The 9,033-nt window shown below is 34.5% G+C and carries 10 protein-coding genes; 4 read left to right on the top strand and 6 right to left on the bottom strand.

Translation table 11 applies throughout. The annotated features are described in order from the left end of the window. The 4 genes from ACKVOD_RS05030 to ACKVOD_RS05015 all read right to left on the bottom strand — a co-directional run. Window positions 1-425, bottom strand: a 425-nt coding sequence (locus tag ACKVOD_RS05030; RefSeq protein ID WP_409208381.1) for a DHH family phosphoesterase, incomplete at its 3' end; no start/stop codon positions are given. 185 nt (window positions 426-610) lie between these two features. Then, window positions 611-958 carry a HopJ type III effector protein gene (locus ACKVOD_RS05025; RefSeq protein WP_409208380.1) on the bottom strand — a complete coding sequence of 116 codons (348 nt, stop codon included), beginning with the start codon at window positions 956-958 and terminating at the stop codon, window positions 611-613. 71 nt (window positions 959-1,029) lie between these two features. Next, on the bottom strand, window positions 1,030-1,704 hold the full coding sequence (gene rsmI, locus ACKVOD_RS05020) for a 16S rRNA (cytidine(1402)-2'-O)-methyltransferase (RefSeq protein ID WP_409208379.1): 675 nt from the start codon (window positions 1,702-1,704) through the stop codon (window positions 1,030-1,032). Beyond that, entirely contained in the window at window positions 1,705-2,556 is an 852-nt protein-coding gene (locus ACKVOD_RS05015; RefSeq protein WP_409208378.1) for a hypothetical protein, read from the bottom strand. Between the two features lie 90 nt (window positions 2,557-2,646). Here ACKVOD_RS05015 and ACKVOD_RS05010 point away from each other — a divergent pair, with 90 nt between their 5' ends. The 4 genes from ACKVOD_RS05010 (at window position 2,647) to ACKVOD_RS04995 (ending at window position 7,350) form a co-directional block, all read left to right on the top strand. After that, on the top strand, window positions 2,647-3,273 hold the full coding sequence (locus ACKVOD_RS05010; protein WP_409208377.1) for a thymidine kinase: 627 nt from the start codon (window positions 2,647-2,649) through the stop codon (window positions 3,271-3,273). After that, complete coding sequence (locus ACKVOD_RS05005) at window positions 3,270-5,714, top strand: bifunctional UDP-N-acetylmuramoyl-tripeptide:D-alanyl-D-alanine ligase/alanine racemase (protein ID WP_409208376.1); 2,445 nt, start codon at window positions 3,270-3,272, stop codon at window positions 5,712-5,714. Before ACKVOD_RS05010 ends, ACKVOD_RS05005 begins: the two co-directional genes overlap by 4 nt. Window positions 5,715-5,780: 66 nt before the next feature. Beyond that, entirely contained in the window at window positions 5,781-6,194 is a 414-nt protein-coding gene (gene mscL, locus ACKVOD_RS05000) for a large conductance mechanosensitive channel protein MscL (protein ID WP_409208375.1), read from the top strand. A gap of 166 nt (window positions 6,195-6,360) precedes the next feature. Continuing rightward, window positions 6,361-7,350 carry an aspartate-semialdehyde dehydrogenase gene (locus tag ACKVOD_RS04995; protein WP_409208374.1) on the top strand — a complete coding sequence of 330 codons (990 nt, stop codon included), beginning with the start codon at window positions 6,361-6,363 and terminating at the stop codon, window positions 7,348-7,350. 59 nt (window positions 7,351-7,409) lie between these two features. Here ACKVOD_RS04995 and mtgA read toward each other — a convergent pair whose 3' ends face one another. Then, a complete protein-coding gene (gene mtgA / locus ACKVOD_RS04990) occupies window positions 7,410-8,150 on the bottom strand; it encodes a monofunctional biosynthetic peptidoglycan transglycosylase (RefSeq protein WP_409208373.1) in 741 nt (246 codons plus the stop codon). Beyond that, a partial coding sequence (locus tag ACKVOD_RS04985; protein WP_409208372.1) for an NAD(P)/FAD-dependent oxidoreductase occupies window positions 8,150-9,033 on the bottom strand: 884 nt, incomplete at its 5' end. The genes mtgA and ACKVOD_RS04985, both read right to left, overlap by 1 nt.

Raw genomic sequence — 9,033 nt, 5'->3', positions numbered from 1 at the left:
CAATCTAATGCAATAATTAACGAAAAACCATTGTCATCAGCATAATCAATTCCTTTGAAAGAAATACCGTAACCTTCATCGTAACGATCTGGAATATAGGTCGCAACATTAGGATAGTCGGTTTTTAAATACGATGAAACCAGAGAAACGGCTGTTGTGCCATCGACATCATAATCGCCAAAAACAAGGATATTTTCTCCGTTTTCAATTGCCATTTCGATGCGTTCAACGGCTTTATCCATATCTTTCATCAAATATGGATCATGTAAGTCGGCTAGGGAGGGTCTGAAAAATAAACGGGCTTCTTCAAAAGTTTCGATGCCGCGTTGCACCAGTAAAGTTGCTACAAATTCCTCAACATTCAAAGCCTGAGCGAGCTGTTTCACTTTGTCTTCAGGAGGTTTTGGTTTTAATGTCCAACGCATAATTTAATTACTTTAGGTTTAATTCCTCGAAGCTCTGCTTGGTTTTTTTGCCACAGATTCACAGATTAAAAAAGATTTTTGAAAATCTGTGAATCTGTGGCTATTATTTCACTAATACCTCTGGGGCTCTGCCCAGAGTTAGTTTAATGGATTTGGATAAATTTGTCAAAAAAAGCCAATATGTTTTAGGGCTTCAAAGCCAAAGCATCGCCTTCAAATTGAATTCCATCCCATCCCAATTTCATAAAATTACGGATGTTTTGGTGATTTGTTCCTTCTGGATCTCCTAATACTTCTTCAAAATAATAGGCTCCAAAACAAGCTAGAGTTTCTGCTTGGGATAAATTTTGTAATTGCGCAAAAGCAAATAATTTACAAGAACCCGAGTTTTCGCCCGCTGCATTGCGTTGGGTTCCATTTACGAAAGCGATTGGGGTAAAATCGTAATTTTCCTCAATGACAGCAATGGTTTCAGGAAATGTAATTGTGTTTGGTTTTTGTTTTAATTTTTCTAAAAAGGAGGTGATGCTCATTATAAAATTTATTATTCTGTTTGTTTTTTATTTGTCATTGCGAGGAGTTGCGAGGCACGAAGCAAAGCAATCTATTTACTTTTTCCACCAACGACTACTACAATTTCTCCTTTTGGAGGTTTGTTTTGAAAATGTGTTAGCACTTCCCGAACCGTTCCACGAACATTTTCTTCGTGTAGTTTTGATAATTCTCTGGAGATACAAATTTGTCGGTCTTCGCCAAAATAAGTGATAAATTCCGTCAATGTTTTGACTAATTTATGCGGCGAAACATACAAAATCATGGTTCTAGTTTCTTCGGCAAGGGCCAAATATCGTGTTTGCTTTCCTTTTTTGTCAGGTAAAAATCCCTCGAAAATGAATTTATCATTAGGCAAACCACTATTGACCAAAGCCGGTACAAAAGCCGTTGCGCCAGGTAAACATTCTACAGTAATCCCATTTTCGACACAAGCGCGGGTGAGTAAAAATCCAGGATCAGAAATAGCAGGTGTTCCCGCATCTGAAATTAATGCTATGGTTTCTCCAGTTTTTAAGCGAGAGATTAAATTTTCGATTGTTTTGTGTTCATTATGCATGTGGTGGCTATGCATGTGGGTTCCAATGTCAAAATGTTTTAGCAGTTTTCCGCTGGTACGGGTGTCTTCTGCCAAAATCAAATCGACCTCTTTCAAAACCCGAATGGCACGCAAAGTCATGTCTTCGAGATTGCCAATGGGCGTTGGGACAATAAATAATTTACCCATTTATGCGAATTTTTTCTCGATAATTTCCATAAAACGCTGTGAATAATCCTCTTTTCCTTCCCAACTATTGTAGTCTGGTTTTACCATATCTTCAATAAAATTTTGAACTTCTTCAAAACTATCATAGGTAATTAGTTGGTTTAAAACACGATTATAATCTTCATTGCTATTTCCAAAAAGGTGTTTTACAAATGCAATTCTATCGTTTAAATCAATCTTTATTGTTTTGGTTTCGTTTAGAATGATTGTTGAATCTTTGACTTCAGAAAAAGCAGGTTTTTTATCTTTGGGTAGTGCCAAATCTTTTAACGGAATTATTTCATTTTCTTTAGATTCTACTTTTACAAAAAGAGTTTCGTTGTAATCCCCCCCCAATAAATCTTCAAAAGAAATTTGCACAGACTCTGGTTTCTTTTTTGGTTCTTCTTCAAATTCGACATCTAATTCAAATGCAGGAGTGAATCCAATAACAGGAGGTTTTTCTAACCCATTTATTTTATCTTCAAGAATTTCTTCTATTTCGACTTTTTCAGTGATTTCATTTGTTGGGATTTCTTCATCAAAAGATTCGTTAACTATAATTTCTTCTGTTTTGATTTCATCCTTGGAAATAGTAATATCCAAATCGGATATGGTGTTATTTTCAAAAACAGCAGTTATTTTTTCTTCAATTTCAAAAAGACCAATGGTTGGTTTTACATCGCCAAAATTTTCCTCAACAAACTTTAATACAGAAAGTTTCTCCTGTAATTTCTGAGTTTCAATCAGTAGTTGATTGACATCAGATTTATTTTTCATTTGCAATACTCTATGTGCTATGCTGATTAAGTCGGCTTCTAGTTTTTTCTTCATAACTTTTGAAATTATAGTGAGTTGGAAAGTGTTTTTTGTTAAATTTGGCTTTGATTGCAAAGTAATAAAATAAAAGCTGAAATTTACAAAATGTTTCTCGAAAATACAGTAAATCATAAAGAACAATTTGGCTGGATCGAAGTTATTTCTGGTTCGATGTTTTCGGGCAAAACAGAAGAGCTTATTCGCAGGTTGAAAAGAGCACAATTTGCCAAGCAAAAAGTTGAAATCTTCAAACCTAGTATTGATACTCGATATCATGGAGAAATGGTCGTTTCGCATGATGCTAATGAAATTCGATCTACTCCAGTCCCATCCTCTGCTAATATTGCAATTTTGGCTCAAGGCTGCGATGTGGTTGGTATTGATGAAGCCCAGTTTTTTGACGATGAAATCGTCAAAATTTGTAATGATCTTGCCAACCAAGGTATTCGTGTTATAGTGGCGGGCTTAGATATGGATTTCAAAGGAAATCCTTTTGGACCCATGCCTGCTTTGATGGCAACTGCCGAATATGTGACCAAAGTGCATGCTGTTTGTACTCGGACAGGAAATCTGGCACATTATAGTTTTCGAAAAAACGACAGTGATAAACTGGTAATGCTTGGAGAAAATGAAGAATATGAGCCTTTGAGTCGTGCGGCTTATTTTTATGCGATGAAAAATAGTCGTGAAAATAATAATAACTTCGGTGATGAAATAAAGTCCAAAATTTGAATTTAAGTATCCAAAATATCGAAAAAATTATTCAATCAAAACGATTTGGTAAAACTATAAATGGCATAATTAACCATGTTTCTATCGATAGTCGTTCTTTACAAAACAATAACAAAACTTTGTTTTTTGCTTTAGTTGGACCTAATAATGATGGGCACAAATACATTTCTGAATTAATTGAAAAAGGGGTATTGAATTTTGTTGTTACCCATGTTCCAAAAGAATCTGAAACAAAAGCTAATTTTTTTGTTGTAGAAAACACACTCGATGCTTTACAACAATTTGCGGCCCATCACCGAAATCAATATAGATTGCCAATTATAGGTTTGACCGGAAGCAATGGTAAAACTATTGTTAAAGAGTGGTTGAACTTTCTTTTAAGTCCCGATTTCAATATTGTTAGAAGTCCAAAAAGTTACAATTCACAAGTAGGTGTTCCATTATCAGTGATTTCAATAAATGACAAACACGATCTAGGGATTTTTGAAGCGGGAATTTCGAAAGTTAATGAGATGGTAAAACTGGAATCCATTATCAAACCAACTATTGGAGTTTTAACTTCTATTGGTTCTGCTCATGACGAAGGGTTTGCAAATACGGAAGAAAAAATCAAGGAAAAATTATTGCTTTTCAAGGATTCAGAATTGTTAATTTGTCAAAAAAACAAGTTAATTGATTTTCATAGTAGTAATAAAACCAAAAAATTTACTTGGAGTTTTATTGATAGTGATGCCGATGTTTTTATTGTAAAAAAAGCGTTTGAAGGCAATGCAAAACTTCAAATCCATTATGTTCAAACTGATTTTGAACTTGAAATTCCATTTCAAGATGAAGCTTCGATTGAAAATGCTGTTTCTTGTATGATGGTTTTACTCTACTTAAAGTATGATATTCAAACAATTCAAAGTAGAGTTTCTCAATTATTTCCTGTTGAAATGAGACTCAAAGTAAAGGACGGAATCAACAACACAACTCTAATCGACGATAGTTATAGTTCCGACTTTCATTCGTTGAAAATCGCCTTAGATTTTTTAGAAAATCAAAAACAACATGAGAAAAAAACACTAATACTTTCGGATATTTTCGAAAGTGGATTGTCTAATGAAGAATTGTATTCGAAAGTTTCACAGCTAATTACCTCCAATAAAATCAATCGGATTATTGTAATTGGAGAAACTATTTCGAAATTCGAAAATAAATTTAATCATTGTTTAAGTTTCAAGAGCACTCCAGAATTTTTATCAGTTTTAGATCAATTCAACTTTGCCAATGAAACTATTTTAATAAAAGGAGCTCGTCATTTTCATTTTGAATCGATTGTTTCAGTGTTAGAAGAAAAAACACATGAAACCGTTCTAGAAATTAATCTTAACGCCATCAGTAACAATTTGAATTTCTTTAAATCAAAACTAAAACCAACTACCAAAATGATGGTTATGGTTAAAGCTTTTGGTTATGGAAATGGAGGATTCGAAATTGCTAAATTACTCGAACACCACAACGTAGACTACCTTGGAGTTGCTTTTGCCGATGAGGGAATTTCGTTGAAAAATGCGGGGATTAAATTGCCAATAATGGTTCTTAATCCTGAAAGCACCAGTTTTCTAGCTATAATTCAACATCAATTGGAGCCTGAAATTTACAGCTTGAAAGGGCTGAAAGCTTTCCTGAAAATTGCCGAACAACTAAAGCTAAACTATTTTCCTATTCACATCAAATTTGATACAGGGATGCATCGTCTAGGTTTTGAAGAAGAAGATTTAGAGGGATTAATTGCAATACTTAAAGGGAATACCTCTGTTGCTGTAAAAAGTATTTTGTCACACATGGCAACAAGTGATGCCATAGAACATAAAGCATTTGCCCAGTCTCAGATTGTATTATTCGAAAAATTATCGTCAAAATTGATGACAGCTTTGCAAATAGAACCTATTCGACATATTTTGAACACTTCAGGGATTAGTAATTTTCCGCAAGCGCAATATGATATGGTTCGCCTTGGGATTGGGCTTTATGGGGTTTCGAATGATAGCGAAGAACAAAAGTACTTAGAAAATGTGGGGACTTTAAAATCTATCATTTCCCAAATTAGAAGCATTCAAGCTGGCGAAAGCGTAGGGTATGGCAGACGCTTTATCGCAAACAAACCGAGCAGAATCGCCACAATTCCTATAGGTTATGCCGACGGAATATCGAGGCTTTGGGGCAACGGACTTGGTTTTGTAATTATTAATAATCAGAGTGCAACAATTATAGGCAGTGTTTGTATGGATATGTTGATGGTTGATGTTACCCAAATCAATTGCAACGAAGGGGATTCCGTAATTATTTTTGGCGAAAGTCCGACCGTTTCTTTTATGGCAACCCAATTGCAAACCATTCCATATGAAATTTTGACCAGTATTTCGCAAAGAGTAAAACGTGTTTTTTATCGTGAATAATTGAAATAAATTTAGTATTTTCGTTTTAATTAAAAATATAATTTTAACTTAATAAACCTATTAATTATGGGATTTTTTGTAGATTTTAAAGCTTCTTTAATGAAAGGGGACGTATTAAGTTTAGCAACTGCCGTTGTTATTGGTGGTGCATTTGGAAAAATTGTTGGTTCGGCAGTAGACGATGTTATTATGCCAATTGTTGGTTTGATTACTGGCGGAATAGACTTTACACAAAAATTCATTACGCTTGATGGGAATAGTTATGACAATTTAGTTGCTGCAAAAGCTGCAGGAGCTGCTGTAATTACTTATGGTAATCTTGTTCAAGCAATTATTAATTTTGTGATTATTTCATTGTTTATTTTTATTGTTTTAAGAGCTGCTGAAAAAGCTAAAAAGAAAGAAGAAGTTGCCGCAGCACCCGCAGGACCTTCGCAAGAAGAATTACTTACTCAAATTAGAGATTTGCTAAAAAAATAAATTTCCGCTACATTGTATATTCTAACCAAACCATTCGCCGCGTCGAATGGTTTTTCTTTTTGTTGTATTTGTAACATTTTGTTGTTTTTTGTGAACAGCTTGTTTTCAGTACAAGTTTGCTTATTTTTGCATCTCAAAATTAGTATTTATAATAAAATAATAGAATATGAAAATTGCAGTTGTAGGCGCCACAGGAATGGTTGGTGAAATCATGTTGAAAGTATTAGAAGAAAGAAATTTTCCTTACGATGAATTAATTCTTGTAGCTTCAGAAAGATCTGTAGGAAAAATTATTGAATTCAAAGGACAAAAACACGTTGTGGTTGGATTACAAACAGCTGTAGATATGAAAGCCGATATTGCGCTGTTTTCGGCTGGTGGTCAAACATCGTTAGATTGGGCTCCAAAATTTGCCGCTGCTGGAACCACAGTTATTGACAACTCATCGGCTTGGAGAATGGATCCAACCAAAAAATTAGTGGTGCCAGAAATCAATGCTGGAGAATTAACTAAAGAAGATAAAATCATTGCTAATCCTAATTGTTCGACTATCCAAATGGTTTTGGCTTTGGCTCCGCTACACAAAAAATACAATGTAAAACGTGTTATAGTTTCTACGTATCAATCCATTACTGGAACTGGTGTAAAAGCAGTGGAACAATTCGAAAACGAATGTGCGGGTATTGAAGGAGACATGGTTTATAAATATAAAATCAATAGAAACTGTATTCCACAATGTGATAGTTTTGAACCAAATGGTTACACTAAAGAAGAAATGAAGTTGGTTAAAGAAACTAAAAAAATTCTAAGCGACGATTCTATCAAAGTTACGGCGACAGCTGTTCGCGTTCCAGTTGTAGGTGGTCATAGCGAGGCTGTAAATGTAGAATTTAGTAATGATTTTGATGTTGCTGATGTAAGAACTATTTTGAGTCAAACCGACGGAATTGTGGTTCAAGACAATTTAGATACTTTCACCTACCCAATGCCACGATATGCCGAAGGTAAAAATGATGTTTTTGTGGGAAGAATTCGTCGTGACGAAAGCCAAGAAAACACTTTAAATATGTGGATTGTAGCCGATAACTTGAGGAAAGGTGCTGCAACTAACACAATTCAAATTGCTGAATATTTAGTGGCAAATAAATTAGTATAAGCACTAATTTTTAAACATAAAAAACCCAATAGAATATACAATCTATTGGGTTTTTTGTTTTAGTATTCAATCTTACCGACATATCGCATGAGGCGAACTATTTTGGTTTTTCTATTATTTATATAAGAAGATGAACTTGTTGCTGAATATTTCCTTGGATTGGGCAATATAGCTGCTATTCCTGCTGCTTGAGTTTTTGTAAGGCTTGAAGCATCTTTTCGATACCAATGTTCCGTTGCAGCTTGAGCTCCATATACTCCGTCTCCCATTTCGATGCTATTCAAATACACTTCCATGATGCGTTCTTTACCCCAGATTAATTCAATAAGAACCGTAAAATAAGCTTCTAACCCTTTGCGAATATAACTTCTACCTTGCCATAGGAAAACATTTTTAGCAGTTTGTTGCGTTATGGTACTTCCTCCTTTAATTCTGCGACCTCTTTCGTTGTTTTTGAATGCTTTTTGCATTGCTGTAAAATCGAATCCGTGATGTGATAAAAAAGTGCCGTCTTCGCTAGCAATGACTGCTTTTTGTAAATTGGTAGAAATATGCGCTATCGGTTCCCAATCATGACTGAAATAGATTTCTTTTCCAGAAATTTTGTTTTCTATTACTCGTATTACCATTAAAGGTGTAAAAGGTATAGGCACAAATTTAAAGATAATGACCGATACAATAGACAGTCCAAAAAACCAAACTATAGATCGAAAAAAAATGTTTTTTATTTTACTCATGAAACTTCCATTGCCTTTAGACAAAGTATTTTTTGGTTTTTTTGATATGATTTTTGTTGCCATTATACTAAATCTGCTAGTTCTTGTCCAATTAAACTTCCTATTGCCACGCCCATACCTCCTAATCTCACTCCACAATACACGTTTTTAGATAATTGGGAAACAATAGGGTTCTTGCTGTTTCCAATGCCCATTATGCCACTCCAACGATGCGCGATTTCAAAATCGTGATGCGGTAAAATTACTTCTTTTAACAATTGTTCCAATTTATTTTGCACTATTTCTGTTTGACCAAATTCAGTTGTGGTTTCTGAATCAAAATCAAGATTTCTTCCACCTCCCAACAAGATTCTATCGCCAATGTTTCTAAAATAATAATACCCTTTATCCAAATGGAACGTTCCTTTGATTTTCAAATTTTTGATGGGTTCTGTAATCAAAACTTGTGCTCTGGCTGGTTTTACTGCGCCATCGGTGAGTTGACTGGCAAAACCATTGGTTGCAAATAAAAGTTTTTTTGTGGTAAAAACAAAATCGGATAACGCTATTTCCACCCCATTTTGATTATCCTGATAAGAGGTGACCGTTTGTTGGTTTAGAATTAAAATGTCTTTTGAAATCGCTAATTTCAGTAAGGCTTGCATCATGTTTCCGGTGTCGATTTGTGCTTCAAAAGGATTGAAAATTAAATGTTCATGAATTCCTTTAAATCCAAACGAATTGACTTCTTTTGCAAAAACTTCGGCTTTGAATAGCGATTTCAGCATTTCGTTTACCAAGGGTAATTTAGCTATGGAATTAGCGTAAAAATCTTCGTCATCTTTCAAAAACAATTCGTAACCACCATAGGTTTTTAAATCTAGTGCTGAGTCACCAAGTCGTTTTCGCAATAACTGTAAGCCTATCCATCTTTTTTGAATGAGATCTACCACTTCTTTTTCGGTAT

It is taken from the genome of Flavobacterium sp. (assembly GCF_046155325.1).
Lineage (GTDB): Bacteria > Bacteroidota > Bacteroidia > Flavobacteriales > Flavobacteriaceae > Flavobacterium.
This window is presented reverse-complemented; position numbering and strand designations above follow the sequence as displayed.